The organism is Calothrix sp. CBUCES-K 9914 (assembly GCF_059640475.1).
In genome coordinates, this window is record NZ_JBXXZH010000086.1 from 1 (window position 1) to 15,411 (window position 15,411).

Below are 15,411 nucleotides of genomic sequence, written 5' to 3' on the forward strand. Positions count from 1 at the left end.
CTTACTTGCTTTTATAGTAGGCATGTTTGCTGTGCGTGCGGTGCAAAACTCTGACCCATACGTTAAAAAAGTTCTATCCCTCAACGGCGACTCTGTTACTGGACATGCTATCTTTCAAATCAACTGTGCTGGATGTCACGGTTTAGAAGCAGACGGCAGGGTTGGACCCAGCTTGCAAGGCGTTTCCAAACACAAATCTCGATATGGACTAATTCACCAAGTCATCAGTGGTGACACTCCCCCCATGCCCAAATTCCAGCCCAGCACCCAAGCAATGGCTGACTTATTAAGTTACTTAGAAACTTTATAAAAATTAACCTGGCAAAGGATACAACTGATGTAACGGATGGTTTATGAGCATGATATTAAATTATATTTAATCAACCAACTCAAAAGGTTTACCAGGTTTTTCAGGTTGCCAACCTTGAGAAATAGCTCTTTCTATCGCGGACTTAACATCAGCAGGATAAACAGGAACAATAACCTGTGTCCAGAAACTCTTTGGATGCCCTTGCGGCATTGTAATCACTAAGTTGGCGCCCTTTTTTTCTGCATGTTCAACAGCTACCGTCAAATTTCCACCCCCAGGATAATCACCTTGAGCATGAGTTGGTTTCTTACGAACACGCCAACGATAACTCTCACCATCTACAACAATCAACCTAGAACCTTTCTTCGGAATCGCCATACTACTTTGTTATGTAATGTCAAAATATCACTACAAGTGTAACACATGAAGTATGAAAAAATCCTTGTTGTAAGCACTTTAGTGCTTAAAATCACTAATATAGAGAAAAGACTTGCAACGTGCGGCGCCTATCCCAAAATTAACGACATAATAGTTGAGATAAATAACTTTGAACAAATTCCACAGCTTGTTCAAGCGTCACTTCAGAAGTATCAATAAGAGCGAATAATCTTCTGTAGTGCTTGTTGACGTAAAAATGTAACCCATTTAAGTCACTGCTGACAACCCGGCAAAACGGGTAATTTTTCTCCAAAACAAGCCATAAAACTTCCGAACGGTCGTTTAAATGGTAGAGAAAAAAAGAACAAATAATTGCGAACTACGTAAAAGTAGCTCCTCATTACATCACATATTTATACCCAATTTAATTTTATGTACTGATACTCACTTCAACGAGTGGCGCGTGTTGAAAACCATTGGCGGGTATAAGCGTAGTTACAAATTAGTAAATAATCTTACATATAACGTTCGTAATAATGTCAATTCAACCTCAAGAAGAAAAATAAGTAGAGCAAGAGAAGCGCGTGCATCGGAAATAGAGGCTCAAAACCCTTACCATATCTCGCGTTTTAGCGATTAGCTCTTTATATGAATATCCGCACATTGGGCAATACCTATATTTCAACGACGCCTATTACTGGTTGATTTTGGTTATTTATCACCCTTAGGACCGTTTATAAGCTCCCCTAGTTTGTAAATCTCCTCGGCACTATATATTTGCGGATTAGGATTAGCGTTTAGCTTATCCATTAATGCATAGAATGCCTCAGTATCCCCTTGATTGTGCTTTAAATAAGCTTTTAATTCAGCAATGCTCATGTTTTGAAAATTACTCATGGTTCAAACCTCCAACTCCCATCTGTAAGTACACTTATACCTAAATCCTCACCAGCCAGAATAAAAATACTGCACTTACAAGTTGGTCAAAGCGTAAGGATTCAGGCGCCGATGATTGGCCTCTTGTAATAAACTTAAGCTCGTGACCCCCGAAGGGGGTCACGGCGCCATTAAAATTAAATAAAAAAATGTAAGAGAAACTTATCTTTCGTGAGATAATTACTCTAACGCGCACGCTTGAGATAAACATAAGCAGCAAAAAATTTTTACTAATACTCTTAATGGTTTTAAAGCGTCAATCTGTGTTTCCAATTAAGGTATTAGAGATGGTGCTTGCACTTTTGAATTGACCATTGATTTTATTGCCTGCTCAAAAAAATCAATGACAGAACGTCCTTGATGACGGCAAGTTTGTACAATCGTCAACAAATTTGCAGTGTGTTGGAATCGCTCCATAGAGCGAGAACCTCCACTTACTTTTCTTTTGGTTACGGCAAGGCGTAACGTTCGTTCTGCCAGATTATTATCAGGCGGTATCTCCGGGTGGTCTAGAAAGTACCACCATTGATGCGCTTTATCTCGTAAACAACGTAAAAGCTTACCAGCTTCTCCTCCTGCTTTCTCAATCCACTCAACTATCAAAGCCTCTACTTTATCTCTAAATTGCGACCCCCAACTTAAGAATTCAAGAATATCTTGATTTTGCTGGAATAGACTGTAATTTTTAAATGCTTCGTCAATCAGCTTCACAAAATTTTTACCAATTTCTTGGTTGTTTAATCCTGGAAGCTTAATCAACTTTTTGAAGTGGCGCCTAAATTAAGCCAAGCATTTTTGCTGGGCTTTTACGTCATAACCATTATAAACACTAAAATCATCGGAGCTAAGTACGCCGCTATAGCTTGAACCGAGGATGGTTTCTAGCTCTGCGCGCGAGCGAGTGTCTGCTGCATGAAATAAAGCAAAATTTGTGTTCGCAAAAATCCATAACCATTCTTTTACACCTTTAACAACCCAAGGTGTCTCATCAGAATGTATATCAGGTTGGATTTGTTGTATCCAATCTTTTAGCTCGTTAACGCTTTTACTAACTGCATTATCTATTCTTTGGTTCGTGGTAACTAGGGTTCCAACCCCGATTTCTATTTCCCCTAGTTCCCACAACATTTCTTGTTGTTTCTCGTAGGGCAAATGTCCATAATTATTTATCCACCCTAAAAAAGCTTGTAATCTTATCCCCAAATTCTGACCTGGAACCATATCCACACACCAATCTGCGGTTTGTGGATTACCACAATGCTCGCATAAACATGTATGTCGATGATACTCAACTACCTCTATTGGGCGTTCTACTAACTGTGCCACTTGCTGCGTTTACTCCTTCGGAGTCACTGCGTGAACGGTTTTAATCGGCGCCGAGGCGAAGTTTGTATGCCCACAGCAACTACAAATATCAGGACGTAAAATCTCAAAACGGTCTACCCTACCAAAACCTTTGCGAGTTTTTCCTGGATGACCAGGCTGTCCACCTGGCTTACGTTTCGGAGTTTCCTCATCAGTATTATTTGAGTCTGGTTTTTTTTCTGTTTTTTTTAGAATATCTCCAGATGGAGGCTTTGATGAGGTTTTGCTGTCCAGGTTATTGCTGACTTTTATCCGTTGTATTTCAATTTCAAGTTCTGTAATTGTTTTTTTTAGTTCTTGGATGGACGAAGCTTGCTCAATAACTATATCTACCAGTTCCCCCTGTGCCAACTGGTAAAGACTTTCACGGTTTAGTTCGAGAGGCTGGTTTATATCCATAATTCTGATAATCAGCCTCACACGTTACCCTTGTCAAGACCCCAAAACCTTCTAATCGTGTTTGACTGTACCTTTTTATTTAATTTTAATGGCGCCGTGACCCCCCTTCGGGATCACGAGCTTAAGTTTATTACAAGAGGCCAATCATCGGCGCCTGAATCCTTACGTGCCCTCAAGCACGTTTATGCTAAGTCATCTAATAGTTAACGTTTATAAAATTGACCGTTTTATCAGTATTAAATACCTAGACTTATGACATCATTTGTAGAGAAGACAGGTAAAGTTTACGACGATATTATAGATTTTATCGCATCCGGCACTACTCCTGAAAGTGTTCTAGAATTTAAACTCTCAGAAGCAGCCCAAGAACGTTTGGAAGATTTGGTTTACGCCTACAAAACTCTTAATCTTACAGCCGAAGAAAGACAAGAGTTAGACGATTTTCTTGTATTAGAGCATATAATGACGTTAGCGAAAGCGCGCGCTCATAAATATGCTTCTGTCTAGTATCGTGTAAATATGGTGCGTTACGCTACTAGTTTATTCGCTTCGTTGTTTGATTGTTATGGCGTAACGCACCCTACATTTTTCGCTTCTTTATTAGATTGTTATGGCGCCATGCACCCTACGTACAATTCTTTGACCCATTGCCATTCTTGAATTAAGCCTTCACGTAATGATACTTGGGGTTGCCATCCTAAAAGTTGTTTGGCTTTGGTAATGTCGGCGCCTGTATGTCGCGCGTCACCCATTGCTCTTTCTATATGTTGGCGTTTGATGGGTTGTCCTACTATTTCTTCCATCATGTTGAGTACATCTGATAGTACCGCACGACTGCCTCCACCAATATTGATAATTTGTCCGATAGCGTTAGGCGCCGTTGCTGCTGCTAAATTTGCTGCTACTGCATCACTAACATATGTAAAGTCGCGCGTTTGTTCACCGTCACCGTAAACTGGAATTGCTTCGTCTTCAATTACAGCTTTGAAAAATTTATGAAATGCCATGTCTGGACGCTGACGTGGACCGTACACTGTAAAGTAACGTAATGCGACAAAAGGTACACCAAAGTTTTTATAGTAAAGCCCACATAGTCTTTCTGCTGCTAATTTAGTAATGCCGTAAGGTGAAACTGGCGCCGGACAAATACCTTCGTGAGTTGGCAATGTTTCTGCATCCCCGTAAATACTCGAAGTCGATGCAAACACTAAACGTTTTAGGTGCTTTGCGTCTTTAGCTGCTTCTAATAAAATTTGTGTTGCACTAATATTGCGTTCGGTGTAAGAACGAAACCCTTTACCCCATGACGCGCGTACACCTGCTTGTGCTGCTTGGTGATAAACTACGTCAACATCAGATAACAACCTTTGCCAGTCTACAAGCTGAACATCATCTTCGATTAACTCAAAATTTGGGTTGTTATGTAAATGAGCGATATTTTTCCGTTTTAGCGTTGGGTCATAGTAACTGTTAAACTCATCTATCCCAATTACAGAGTGTCCTTGTTTTAATAAAGCTTCGACTAGATGTGAGCCGATAAAACCTGCGGCGCCTGTAACTATACTTTTATTCATGTTCATTTTTGTTTTAATATGACTAAGTACAATATCTATAGAGCAATATTTAAAGCGTAATCTTTATAGCAATATGACCGCTATTAATTTACAATTTTTTTCCATCAAATCCCATCCGTAATTTGACGAGTTTTTCAAAGGAAAGTTTCAAGGCAAAGGTTTAAGCAAAAATCTCTTACCTCTAAACCTAGGTTGTTTGATTTTGTCTCAAAAGTCTTCAGTATAAACATTGAATTTTAGCTTTTTTTAAGAATTTTGGATAAATGTGACAGCCCAGAGACTTGATATATATATTGGTGTAATATAAAAAACTGTCACAAAATCTGACTGGCGCCATGAGGAAAAAGGGGTGAAAGTTTTAGTTGTTGGTAACGGTGGGCGCGAACATGCCCTTGCTTGGAAACTGCTACAATCAAAGCAAATCGAGCGCGTTTTATGTACCCCAGGAAACGGGGGAACAGCTAGCATGGAGCGCTGTCTTAACGTGCCCATAGAAGTTGATGATTTTGAAGGAATTAGTCAACTAGCTCATTCTGAAGGTGTTTCATTAGTCGTTGTTGGTCCAGAAGTGCCTTTAGCAAAGGGGATTACAGATTTTTTGCAAGCTAGGGGTTTAAAAGTATTTGGTCCAAGTCGTGCTGGTGCCCAAATTGAAGCGAGTAAGGCATGGGCGAAAGCATTGATGCAAGAAGCACATATTCCTACCGCTGCTTCCGTGGTTTTTACTGATGTCAAAGCTGCAAAGTCATACGTTAAATCAAAAGGGGCGCCTATAGTCGTAAAAGCAGATGGGTTAGCAGCAGGTAAAGGTGTAATAGTTGCTCAAACTGTCGAAGAAGCTATTGCTGGACTTGAAGCAATTTTTAGTGGACAGTTTGGCAGTGCAGGCAATTTTGTTGTTATTGAAGAATTTTTAACTGGACAAGAAGTATCTGTTTTAGCGCTTACTGATGGTAAGACTATTTGTCCTTTGTTACCAGCACAAGACCATAAGCGCATCGGCGAAGGTGATACGGGTGAAAATACAGGTGGTATGGGTGCCTATGCTCCGGCGCCTATTGCCACAAGCGCATTAATGGCAAGAGTGCAAACCGAAGTACTCGAACGTACAATTAAGGCTTTAAAAGCTAAAGGTATTGACTATCGAGGTGTTTTATATGCTGGGTTAATGGTTTCGGAAGATGGAAATTTTAAAGTCTTAGAATTTAACTGCCGTTTTGGAGACCCCGAAACACAGGTGATTTTACCTTTACTTCAAACACCTTTAGAAGAACTTCTTTTAGCCTGCGTCGAACGGCGCCTAGCCCAAATACTACCCATCGCATGGAAACAAGGTGCATGTGCCACTGTTGTCGCTGCCAGTGGTGGCTATCCTGGTGATTATGTTAAAGGTAAACTCATAACTGGGATCAATAATGCTGAAATAGCTGGCGCCACTGTATTCCATGCAGGAACAAAATCAAACTCACAACAACCGGATAAAATACATACTGATGGTGGTAGAGTATTGAATGTCACAGGTACAGGTCAAGATTTTAAAGAAGCACTCAACCAAGCATATGCAGGAATCGCAAAAATTAACTTTGACGGCATGTACTATCGAAGAGATATCGGACATAGAGTTAAAAGTGCTAAGTGCTGAGTGCTGAGTGCTGAGTAAAGACTCTTAACTCCTAACTCAGAACTCAGCACTTTCTACTCAGCACTCTCTTCATTCGCATTTTGTGTAAATAACTGTTAATTTTTTAGTTGTTGGGTTTATTTTATAACAAAAAACTGCTAACAACTTGAATTTAATATGCTCGCTATTTTTACTTACATCCGAGAAACGATTACCAGCTGGTGGTCGCAATTTACCCTCCAAACCAAGCTCCTAGCTGCCGCTACACTAGTGGTATCTTTGGTCATGAGCGGGTTGACGTTTTGGGCTGTCAATACAATTCAACAAGACGCGCGCTTGAATGATACTCGTTTTGGTCGCGATTTAGGATTATTGCTTGCTGCCAACGTTGCACCCCTAATTGCTGACAATAATCTCACTGAAGTTGCTCAATTTTCCCAAAGGTTCTACACCAGTACATCTAGCATCCGCTACATACTGTATGCAGACGATACGGGAAAAATCTTTTTTGGTATTCCTTTTTGGGAACCAGAAGTTGAGAACTCTCTGACAATTCAACGACGAATACAATTACCCGATGATTATGCTGTTGACGCTGAAAAACCGATGGTACGTCAGCACCAGTCACCAGATGGAGAAGTTACTGATGTATTTGTACCATTAACTGTAAATGGTAAATACCTTGGTGTTATGGCAGTTGGGATTAACCCCAACCAAACTGCGGTTATTTCCACTAACTTCACCCGTGATGTTACTATTGCCGTGTTTATCACAATTTGGGTAATGGTAATTTTAGCAGGTGTTGTTAATGCCTTGACCATTACTAAACCAATTAAAGAACTTTTGGTAGGTGTCAAGCAAATAGCTGCTGGTAATTTTCAACAGCGAATAGATTTACCTCTAGGTGGAGAACTTGGGGAGTTAATCTTTAGCTTTAATGACATGGCAGAACGCTTGGAACGTTACGAAGAACAGAATATCGAAGAACTCACCGCCGAAAAAGCTAAACTGGAAACGCTTGTCTCTACTATTGCTGACGGCGCCGTCTTGATTGACAATAATATGGAGGTGATTCTTGCCAACCCAAACGCGCGTCGTATTTTTGGTTGGGAAGATATTGAAGTTGAAGGTAGTAACGTATTGCATCAGCTACCAAACAGCGTGCAAATGGAAATTACACGTTCCTTGCATGAAATGGCAGCAGGTGAGCGTGAAAGTGCTGAATTTCGCATTCCACTTGGTCAACCAACCAAACGCACTATCCGTATTCTCTTAACAACAGTTCTCAACCTTCAACGCGAAAGTATTAAGGGTATTGCCATAACCGTTCAAGATATTACGCGCGAAGTCGAATTGAACGAAGCCAAAAGCCAATTTATAAGCAATGTTTCTCACGAATTGCGGACACCATTATTTAATATTAAAACATACATAGAAACACTGCATGAATACGGGGAAGACTTAGAAATAGATCAACGCAAAGAGTTCTTATCGACAGTAAATCATGAAACTGACCGTTTAACTCGATTAGTGAATGATGTATTAGATTTATCCAAGTTAGAGTCGGGACGTGTTTATAGTTTAGATGGAGTAGATTTAACTCAAGCAATCGAACAAACCCTGCGTACATATCAACTTAACGCTAAAGATAAAAAAATCGACATAATTCAAGAAGTTGAATCTAATCTACCTTTAGTTGTCGGTAATTATGATTTGTTACTACAAGTCTTCGGTAACTTAGTTGGTAACGCGCTCAAGTTTTCCACACCAGGTGGTAAAATAGCATTCCGCGCGTATCAACTCCATACAAAAAAAGTACGGATAGAAATATCTGACACAGGCATTGGAATAGCACCCGAAGACCAAGAAGCGATATTCGACCGTTTCTTCCGCGTTGAAAACCGAGTTCACACCCTTGAAGGTACAGGTTTAGGTTTATCAATAGTCCGTAACATCATAGATAAACACCATAGTCGAGTCAACCTAGTCAGCGAAGTCGGTACAGGAACTACATTTTGGTTCGATTTACCAATAGTAGAACAGCAGGCGCCGCACCTCGAAGAACGTAGGGTGCGTGACGCTACCAACAATTCCGAAACGAAGATAGCATCTAATAGCATCACGCACCTTCCAGATTAGCTATCGAAAGTGCAAGCGCAGACGCGAACCCTTGCATAGCGGGTCTCTTTGTCTCGTCTTGCAACAAAATTCAATGAAATTTATGGCATATTGTGAAGAAATGTAAATGTGAACCACGGTTCACATCCTCAAGTAAAAGCAGCTATCAACAAACAAACAACAAATAAAGCTACAAACAGCAACAGCGTTTGGTTTTGCCGTATCCAACTCCCAAAGCTTTGATTAGAACTAAGTTTTCGACTTTGCTGTTGCTTCTGCGCTTGATACTCTTCAAAATTTTGATACAAAGTACACTCCTCCGCTGTAGGACGCTGCGGATAATTACAGCTATCGTCTATATGGTAAGTGCAAGAATTACACAAATACTCACCCTTTACCGCACGGTGTAACGGAATACCAGGATGTCCAAATGCTTTTAACTCAGTTCGACAATAAGGGCAAGTTACAGCTTGTGAGTCAACTTGCTGATTACAACGGGGACAAAATATACTAGCCACCTGAAAAATATTATTATAGATGTTTACCTAATTTTAGCTAACCCGTAGGTTAGGTGTCTCGCCTGACCTAACTTACCATTCAAATGAGGCGCCTATACTAACAGCTTAAAAGAGGGTAATATATTAAACTTTAATGGAACATAGCATAGGTAAAGTGAGGAGATGGGAGAAGTCAGAGTTAAGGTTAAGTTAATTAACGCAATTGATAACAAATTAGTTAAGCGAGGATTACTTAACCCAACTAATTTACGTGTATACGAAGCATCTGCTCTAATAGACACAGGTGCAGCACGTGCTGTAATCTCGATGCAGATAGCGCAACACCTAGGTTTACGAATTCTTGGTCAGCAACCAGCAAAGTATGCTGATGGCAGACAGGAAACTATTGCACTAACTGAAGATGTTATGATTGAAATTGAAGGGAGAGAAACAACTGAACCGACGCTAGTTGCAGGAGACGACGTTTTAATTGGTCAAACTGTTTTAGAAAATTTAGATTTACTTGTTGACTGCAAAAATGAACGTTTGATTCCAAACCAATAAAATCTTGAGTTTCGTTTTTCGTATTTCACGGATTAATTAATAACCACTCATTTCTCACATTTCAAGTTTAAAAAGAGGAGAAAATTAAGATGTTAGATTTTAATCGAATACTGCACAAGGTAAATAAGGACGCAGCAGAAATAAGAGTTAAGGTTAAGCTCACTAACTCTATTGATGAAGGTTTAATTTATCGAGGATACCTTAAACCAACTGATTTACATGTATACGAAACAACAGCTATAATCGATACTAGCTCAGTACGTGCTGTAATCCCAATGCACATAGCACAAAAATTGGGTTTAGAAATTCGTAGTGAGCAATTACCAAAGTATGTTGATGGTAAACAACTAACTATTAAAATAGCTGAACCAGTACTTATTGAAATTCAAGGAAGAGAAACTTCGGCAGAACCATTAGTTGGAGGAGACGAAATATTAATTGGTCGAATTGCTTTGGAAACTTTAGGTTTTGTTGTTGATTTTGAAAATCATTGTTTGATTCCAAATCCTAAATATCCTGATGGTCCAGTTTTTCGTATATAACGATAGGATAGGATAGGATAAGACAGGACAGGCGGGACACCTATCCTACGGTTTACATAATTGAGTAACCGCGCGCACTAACTCATCAAAATCCACGGGTTTGGTAATATGATATTTATAACCAGCTTTAATAATTCTTTGATGGTCTGTATCAGTACCATAAGCTGTGAGTGCAATAGCTGGAATTGATTTATTTTGATACTGTGGCAGCGCGCTGATTTTCTGGATAAGTTCATAACCATCCATTATTGGCATTCCAATATCAGTAACTATCACATCTGGCTGTGAAGATTTTATTGCTTCAAGCGCAGCAATACCAGAGCTAAACGTCGTTACCGTGGCGCCATATTGTTCTAAAACAAACGATAAAAGCTCTAAATTATCAGGTTCATCATCAATAGCTAACACATTTATTCCAGCTAAAGACGAAAAATCATTGTTATTATCTTGCTCTACTTGTGGCATCACCACCACAACTACTGGGAAACAACAGGTGAAAGTTGCACCTAGTCCTTCACCTGGACTTTCTGCCGTAATTGTACCACCATGCAATTCAACAAGATGACGCGAAATAGCTAAACCTAATCCCAACCCACCAAATTTTCTAGTAGTCCCACTATCAGCTTGACGAAAATACTCAAACATGTAAGGTAAAAACTCTGGTTTAATACCTTTTCCTGTATCGGTAACCTGTAGCTGCACCTGCGTGTCAATTTGTTCTAGATTTATTGTAACCTTGCCACGTGTAGGCGTAAATTTAACCGCGTTTGTCAATAAATTTGTAACGATTTGTTGTAAACGATTGATATCTCCCAATACTTTACCTACATCAGGACTCATTTTTAACTCAAGCTCTATTGATTTAGCTTCTGCTGCTAACCGTACTGTTTCCAATGCTGCTCGAACAACATAAGCTAAATCAACAGTTGCAAAATCTAACTTCAGTTTACCCCGTAGTATTCGCGACACATCAAGTAAGTCGTCAATTAACTGTACTTGTAGTTTTGCATTGCGTTCAATTGTTTCAATTGCTAATTGCGTACTAGCTTCATCCAAGGTCTTTGTTTTGAGAAGTTTTGACCATCCCAATATTGGGTTAAGAGGAGTACGCAGTTCGTGAGACAAAATCGCTAAAAACTCATCTTTGACACGGTTTGCTGCTTCCGCTGACTCTTGCGCTAATTTTCGTTCTACTGCTTCTGCTTGCGCGCGGTCACGCATTGTTCGATATTTTTGAACATGATAAGTTAAGTCTGTAACGTCTTGTATTGACAACAGCGCACAATAATTATCTCCATCGATCCCAGGCAATGCAGTGACTGTAGTATGCTGAATACAATTTTTTCCTTGTATCTTCGGCGCCGGAATCGTATATTTATGTATCTGTGAAGAAAAAATTGCTGGAGAACCACTATCAAATACTTGTTGTAACCGACTCGCATACTGCGGTTGGTTTAAATGAGGAAATCTTTGAGTTAGCGAAGTACCTAAAATCAATCCGCGCGGAATCTTCGTCCATTCTTCCAAACAACTATTCCAGTATATAACTGTATAGTCGGACTTCAAAATGCATAAGCCCAACGGTATCAAATCAAAATGACTAAACTTTTCCTGCGCCTGATTGATTATTTCTAGCATTATTTCAGGTGGACGCTTTACTTTTACTATTACTGTACTATAAAACACTCAACAGATATATTAGTATATAACTACTGTAATACTTCCGAATGTAATTCTAACTTTTGATCAATCACTTCGATTAAAGTCCCAAACGAATCCATTTCAAAAATTAAAACTATGTCTCCTATAATTTCTAATGTTTCGATGGCAAAACGCGCTTGCGCTAACAAAAAAACAGTTGTATCGCCTGTACTCTCCAAAGATAATATATGATTTATAGAATCCTCGATGTAAATTGGTATTGCATAATCAAGGCGTTGATTTAGAACGTTACTAATCGACCCCATAATGCCGTTAATAACGATATTTCCGACTTCACTCAACGCTCCAATTTTCACTGAGTCTAAATCTGGACTATCAACTTCCTCACCTGTCAGTAAACTTACTAGAGTTGATGCGCTCTCAGTCGGAAAGACTAAGTTTGCTTTTCCTGAAAAAGAACCTGTAAAATTCAGCCTTACAGCCGAAAAGGAATCTGCCTCGAATCGTTTTTCTAATTCTTCTTGTAGTTGACTCAGTGTCAAAATAGTTACAACCGGAATTTCTAGTACAATCCGCGAATCTAGCATTTGATTGAGCATACTAGCCGCGCGACCAACACCTATATTTATTAATTCTTGTAAAGCGTCAATATGTACATCTTTAATTTGCTGCATTATACCACTCCATCGGCAATTTTACAAGCTTCTCGTACAGCCTGACGGACTTCTTGCTCTTTAACTGGCTTATTAATAAAGCTGGTGGCGCCTAATTTCAAACCTCGTTCGCGCGAAGAGTCTTGAATATCAGCCGAAATAATGATAGTTGGAACATTAATATTTTCTGTATGTAACATCTGAATAAGTCCAAACCCATCTACATCTGGCATTAATATATCAGTTAACACGCAATTTAGCGTATGAGCGCGTGCCATCTCCAGACCTTCACGTCCATTACTGGCTTCAAATATCTCATAGCCATCTGCTTGAAGGATTTTGCGGAGCATCCTACGAGCAAAGGCAGCATCATCAACAATCAGGATTGATGTCATTTTCACGTTTAAATTTCGGTTAAATTAATTATAATACTAACAACGCCATTGCCACATATAGAACGTAGGGTGTGTGACGCTACAAAAAACGGACAGCGCAGTTATAGAACTTGTAGCGTCACGCACCAAATAATTTTATCCAAACCCCAAATACTTTGCTCCCATAGTTTATCATCGCATTTAAAAAGAATAAATTCATATACATCTTGAGACAGATGGCAGTCAGGTGTAAAATCAATAGGTTGATTACAAACGATAGAAACTAGCCAATACATGGAGTATATAGAGAGCGATGACATAAAAGCCTTCTTGGCAGAGAGCTATGAAAACATCAATCAGATAGAAAGTGACATTATAGATTTAGAGAAAGTGTCCGTTTCAACTGATGCATTGTCTCGTATTTATCGATGTCTACACACATTGAAAGGAAATTGTGGCTTTTTAGCATATTCTAAGTTAGAAGCACTTGCTCATGCAGGAGAAAGTTTGCTTAACCAGTTACGTTCTGGCAATTTAATTATAAATACGGAAATTGCAACTTGTCTCCTTGAAGCAATCGATAGCATCCGTCAAATTCTCAATCATATTGAACTGACTGGTAACGAAGGAGATAAAGATTACTCACAATTCACGCAAACGTTGAATTCATTACATTTTACTCCTTCCCCAACCACCCCTACATTTACTACCCCTGCACTTTCCGTCTCCACAACAGAAACCATCCGAGTCGATGTCGATGTTCTCGATAAGATGATGAATTTAGTTGGTGAGTTAATTCTATCGCGTAACCAAGTGTTACAACAAGCTTCGAGTTTGGAAGACACTGCTTTTACCAAGATTAGTCAAAATCTTGATTTTATTTCATCCGAATTGCAATTTGTAGTTATGAAAACTCGGTTGCAACCCATCAATATAATCTGGCAAAAACTACCGCGCGTTGTTCGTGACATCGAAGTTGCATCTGGAAAAAGCGTCCATTTAGAAATACTAGGCGCCGATACTGAACTTGACCGCAGTATTTTAGAATTAATCAAAGACCCGATAATGCATTTAGTCCGTAATTGTATCGACCACGGAATTGAAACACCATCAGTTCGGACATCCCGTGGTAAACCAGCATCTGGAAAATTACAACTACGCGCGTTTCACGAAAGTGGTAAAGTTAATATTGAAATTGGCGACGATGGCAATGGTATAGAAGTCGAGGATGTCAAAAGAAAAGCACAAGATTTAGGATTAATTAACCTATCACAAGCGCAAACCCTAAGTCAAACTGAAATTCTCAATCTAATTTTTCTACCTGGTTTATCTACATCCTCTCAAATTACCAATCTTTCTGGTAGAGGAGTTGGGATGGATGTAGTTAAGACAAATATCGAGCGAGCAAACGGTTCGATACAGGTATACAGTCAACTTGGGGAGGGTACGACGTTTAAAATTAGAATCCCCCTGACACTAGCAATTATTAGTGCGTTAATGATTACCACCTCGCAGCAATACTTTGCAATTCCCCAAACAAATATTCAAGAACTTGTAAGACTTGAGGGAGATGCAATTCATCAGTATATTGATATATTGTACAACATTCCTGTATTGCATTTACGTGAAAATGTTTTACCTCTAGTTTATCTAAACAAAGTTCTTGATGTAGAGGAAACAATAGCAACTAATACAACCTTAGAAACTATATATATAGTAGTTATATCACAAGAAGAGTATAATTTTGGGTTAGTTGTTGATTCAATTGAAGACACAGAAGATATTGTCGTTAAACCTTTAGGTAAACAGTTAAAAAATATTCTGATATTCACAGGCACCACAATTCTAGGTGATGGTAAACTTGCTTTAATATTAGATACAATTGCACTCGCTTCTCTTGCAGGTATTACCTCTCAAACCTTACAACGTCTTGCAAATTCAACATCAACATCTGAGACTGAAGAAACTCGTCAAATGATACTTTTGTTTGAAGGAGTAGCAAACGAGCGTATGGGTATCTTCCTAACAGAAGCTATTCGTCTAGAAGAGTTCAGCAGTCAAGATATCAAAACTATTGGCAATCAACAGTTAATACAATATCACAATCAAATTTTACCTCTAATTGACTTAAATAAAGTATTTTTAAATACCTATAGTATATATTCTCAGGATGATATAATTCCAGTTATAGTTGTAACTCTCAATAATCATCATTACGGCTTGCTAGTTCACAAAATTATGGACATAGTAGAGGAACCTTTAAACATCCAAGGTATTCCCACTCGTCCAGGGATAAAAATACTTGCAACTCTCCAAAATCAAATTACAGAAATTCTTGAAATCGAGGACATAATTCGTATTGCAAACCCTTATTTGATTCCAAATATCAACTCATAAATTTATATCCACACTCAACAC

General features: G+C 39.0%; 15 protein-coding genes and 1 pseudogene. 8 read left to right on the forward strand and 8 right to left on the reverse strand.

The window, feature by feature from the left end; genetic code table 11:
* On the forward strand, nt 1-310 hold a 310-nt coding region (locus AC2JBO_RS19825), incomplete at its 5' end, for a c-type cytochrome (protein WP_496955373.1).
* Nucleotides 311-376: 66 nt separating this feature from the next.
* Here AC2JBO_RS19825 and AC2JBO_RS19830 read toward each other — a convergent pair.
* On the reverse strand, nt 377-688 hold the full coding sequence (locus AC2JBO_RS19830; protein WP_496955374.1) for a hypothetical protein: 312 nt from the start codon (nt 686-688) through the stop codon (nt 377-379).
* A 45-nt stretch (nt 689-733) separates the two neighbouring features.
* Between AC2JBO_RS19830 and AC2JBO_RS19835 the strand changes: the two genes are divergently transcribed.
* The gene (locus AC2JBO_RS19835; protein WP_496955375.1) at nt 734-907 is read left to right on the forward strand and encodes a hypothetical protein; all 174 of its coding nucleotides are present in this window, start codon (nt 734-736) and stop codon (nt 905-907) included.
* 492 nt (nt 908-1,399) lie between these two features.
* Here the strand turns inward: AC2JBO_RS19835 and AC2JBO_RS19840 are convergent, their stop codons facing one another.
* Both AC2JBO_RS19840 and tnpC read right to left on the reverse strand, forming a co-directional pair.
* Nucleotides 1,400-1,585, reverse strand: a complete 186-nt coding sequence (locus tag AC2JBO_RS19840) for a DUF6887 family protein (RefSeq protein ID WP_496955376.1) — start codon at nt 1,583-1,585, stop codon at nt 1,400-1,402.
* 312 nt (nt 1,586-1,897) lie between these two features.
* Nucleotides 1,898-3,388, reverse strand: a pseudogene (gene tnpC, locus AC2JBO_RS19845) (IS66 family transposase).
* A 252-nt stretch (nt 3,389-3,640) separates the two neighbouring features.
* On the opposite strand from tnpC, the gene AC2JBO_RS19850 reads away from it, so the two are divergent.
* Nucleotides 3,641-3,895, forward strand: coding sequence for a hypothetical protein (locus AC2JBO_RS19850; protein WP_496955377.1), 255 nt, complete (start codon nt 3,641-3,643; stop codon nt 3,893-3,895).
* Between the two features lie 101 nt (nt 3,896-3,996).
* Here AC2JBO_RS19850 and AC2JBO_RS19855 read toward each other — a convergent pair whose 3' ends face one another.
* A complete protein-coding gene (locus tag AC2JBO_RS19855) occupies nt 3,997-4,962 on the reverse strand; it encodes an NAD-dependent epimerase/dehydratase family protein (protein ID WP_496955378.1) in 966 nt (321 codons plus the stop codon).
* Between the two features lie 349 nt (nt 4,963-5,311).
* On the opposite strand from AC2JBO_RS19855, the gene purD reads away from it, so the two are divergent.
* Together purD and nblS are read left to right on the forward strand one after the other, a co-directional pair.
* Nucleotides 5,312-6,604, forward strand: a complete 1,293-nt coding sequence (gene purD, locus AC2JBO_RS19860) for a phosphoribosylamine--glycine ligase (RefSeq protein WP_496955379.1) — start codon at nt 5,312-5,314, stop codon at nt 6,602-6,604.
* Nucleotides 6,605-6,760: 156 nt separating this feature from the next.
* Nucleotides 6,761-8,722, forward strand: coding sequence for a two-component system sensor histidine kinase NblS (gene nblS, locus AC2JBO_RS19865; RefSeq protein ID WP_496955380.1), 1,962 nt, complete (start codon nt 6,761-6,763; stop codon nt 8,720-8,722).
* A gap of 128 nt (nt 8,723-8,850) precedes the next feature.
* Here the strand turns inward: nblS and AC2JBO_RS19870 are convergent, their stop codons facing one another.
* Nucleotides 8,851-9,219 carry a hypothetical protein gene (locus tag AC2JBO_RS19870; protein WP_496955381.1) on the reverse strand — a complete coding sequence of 123 codons (369 nt, stop codon included), beginning with the start codon at nt 9,217-9,219 and terminating at the stop codon, nt 8,851-8,853.
* Between the two features lie 162 nt (nt 9,220-9,381).
* Between AC2JBO_RS19870 and AC2JBO_RS19875 the strand changes: the two genes are divergently transcribed.
* Complete coding sequence (locus AC2JBO_RS19875) at nt 9,382-9,762, forward strand: retroviral-like aspartic protease family protein (protein ID WP_496955382.1); 381 nt, start codon at nt 9,382-9,384, stop codon at nt 9,760-9,762.
* An 89-nt stretch (nt 9,763-9,851) separates the two neighbouring features.
* Complete coding sequence (locus AC2JBO_RS19880; RefSeq protein ID WP_496955383.1) at nt 9,852-10,304, forward strand: clan AA aspartic protease; 453 nt, start codon at nt 9,852-9,854, stop codon at nt 10,302-10,304.
* A gap of 45 nt (nt 10,305-10,349) precedes the next feature.
* Here the strand turns inward: AC2JBO_RS19880 and AC2JBO_RS19885 are convergent, their stop codons facing one another.
* The 3 genes from AC2JBO_RS19885 to AC2JBO_RS19895 form a co-directional block, all read right to left on the reverse strand.
* Nucleotides 10,350-11,942 (reverse strand): hybrid sensor histidine kinase/response regulator, encoded by a 1,593-nt coding sequence (locus AC2JBO_RS19885; protein WP_496955384.1) that lies wholly within the window; start codon nt 11,940-11,942, stop codon nt 10,350-10,352.
* A 71-nt stretch (nt 11,943-12,013) separates the two neighbouring features.
* Nucleotides 12,014-12,640 (reverse strand): chemotaxis protein CheX, encoded by a 627-nt coding sequence (locus AC2JBO_RS19890; protein WP_496955385.1) that lies wholly within the window; start codon nt 12,638-12,640, stop codon nt 12,014-12,016.
* Nucleotides 12,640-13,014, reverse strand: a complete 375-nt coding sequence (locus AC2JBO_RS19895; RefSeq protein WP_496955386.1) for a response regulator — start codon at nt 13,012-13,014, stop codon at nt 12,640-12,642. The genes AC2JBO_RS19890 and AC2JBO_RS19895 overlap by 1 nt, the downstream gene beginning before the upstream one ends.
* A 273-nt stretch (nt 13,015-13,287) precedes the next feature.
* On the opposite strand from AC2JBO_RS19895, the gene AC2JBO_RS19900 reads away from it, so the two are divergent.
* Nucleotides 13,288-15,390: a chemotaxis protein CheA gene (locus AC2JBO_RS19900; protein WP_496955387.1), complete on the forward strand. Its 2,103-nt coding sequence runs from the start codon at nt 13,288-13,290 to the stop codon at nt 15,388-15,390.
* Nucleotides 15,391-15,411: the final 21 nt, after the last annotated feature.